General features: G+C 47.9%; 1 rRNA gene. It reads left to right on the top strand.

Annotated elements, in window-relative coordinates:
* The first annotated feature begins 490 nt into the window (after positions 1–490).
* Positions 491–2,020 (top strand): 16S ribosomal RNA (locus WS42_RS14550).

Here is a 2,020-nt window from a genome sequence, read left to right as displayed (position 1 = left end):
AATGACAATAATAATGGCATATGAAGTGATTATACTCTATCATCTTCATATGCCATGTATTTTGTGGGAACATTTACTGAATATCCCTAAATAGAGTATTTGTATCCAGAGCGGAACGTATAAAAAAGTTTTCAAATCATTTGGAAGTTTGTATTAGAAGAATTACTTTTGCACCCGCATTCGAGCGAGAAGGTCGGCAGTTAACATGATGATGAGGTAGTTTCAGTGATAGCGAGGATGAGGTTAGCTAGGCTAAGCGAATATCCGACCATCCGGGGGCTTTGAAAAAAACTTTCAAAATTTTCCTTGAAAAGTTTGTTAGTTAGAAAAAAGTTCTTACCTTTGCAGCCGCAATCGAAACGATAGCGCAAGTTCTTTGAAAGCATTACATATCAACAAGTAGTACAAGAGACGTAGTAGGAATACTGACATACCGTCAAGACTACAATAAACAGATAGAGATTCTGAGCAAAAGGTATAAACAAAATCAACAACGAAGAGTTTGATCCTGGCTCAGGATGAACGCTAGCGACAGGCTTAACACATGCAAGTCGAGGGGCAGCATGATTTGTAGCAATACAGATTGATGGCGACCGGCGCACGGGTGAGTAACGCGTATGCAACTTACCTATCAGAGGGGGATAGCCCGGCGAAAGTCGGATTAATACCCCATAAAACAGGGGTCCCGCATGGGAATATTTGTTAAAGATTCATCGCTGATAGATAGGCATGCGTTCCATTAGGCAGTTGGCGGGGTAACGGCCCACCAAACCGACGATGGATAGGGGTTCTGAGAGGAAGGTCCCCCACATTGGTACTGAGACACGGACCAAACTCCTACGGGAGGCAGCAGTGAGGAATATTGGTCAATGGCCGAGAGGCTGAACCAGCCAAGTCGCGTGAAGGAAGAAGGATCTATGGTTTGTAAACTTCTTTTATAGGGGAATAAAGTGGAGGACGTGTCCTTTTTTGTATGTACCCTATGAATAAGCATCGGCTAACTCCGTGCCAGCAGCCGCGGTAATACGGAGGATGCGAGCGTTATCCGGATTTATTGGGTTTAAAGGGTGCGTAGGTGGTGATTTAAGTCAGCGGTGAAAGTTTGTGGCTCAACCATAAAATTGCCGTTGAAACTGGGTTACTTGAGTGTGTTTGAGGTAGGCGGAATGCGTGGTGTAGCGGTGAAATGCATAGATATCACGCAGAACTCCGATTGCGAAGGCAGCTTACTAAACCATAACTGACACTGAAGCACGAAAGCGTGGGGATCAAACAGGATTAGATACCCTGGTAGTCCACGCAGTAAACGATGATTACTAGGAGTTTGCGATACAATGTAAGCTCTACAGCGAAAGCGTTAAGTAATCCACCTGGGGAGTACGCCGGCAACGGTGAAACTCAAAGGAATTGACGGGGGCCCGCACAAGCGGAGGAACATGTGGTTTAATTCGATGATACGCGAGGAACCTTACCCGGGTTTGAACGTAGTCTGACCGGAGTGGAAACACTCTTTCTAGCAATAGCAGATTACGAGGTGCTGCATGGTTGTCGTCAGCTCGTGCCGTGAGGTGTCGGCTTAAGTGCCATAACGAGCGCAACCCTTATCACTAGTTACTAACAGGTGAAGCTGAGGACTCTGGTGAGACTGCCAGCGTAAGCTGTGAGGAAGGTGGGGATGACGTCAAATCAGCACGGCCCTTACATCCGGGGCGACACACGTGTTACAATGGCATGGACAAAGGGCAGCTACCTGGTGACAGGATGCTAATCTCCAAACCATGTCTCAGTTCGGATCGGAGTCTGCAACTCGACTCCGTGAAGCTGGATTCGCTAGTAATCGCGCATCAGCCATGGCGCGGTGAATACGTTCCCGGGCCTTGTACACACCGCCCGTCAAGCCATGGGAGCCGGGGGTACCTGAAGTCCGTAACCGCAAGGATCGGCCTAGGGTAAAACTGGTGACTGGGGCTAAGTCGTAACAAGGTAGCCGTACCGGAAGGTGCGGCTGGAACACCTCCTT

Source organism: Odoribacter sp. N54.MGS-14, from assembly GCF_000980295.1.
Taxonomy (GTDB): domain Bacteria; phylum Bacteroidota; class Bacteroidia; order Bacteroidales; family Marinifilaceae; genus Odoribacter; species Odoribacter splanchnicus.
Note: the sequence above shows the minus strand (reverse complement) of the source record. Positions and strands in the feature narration are given on the sequence as shown.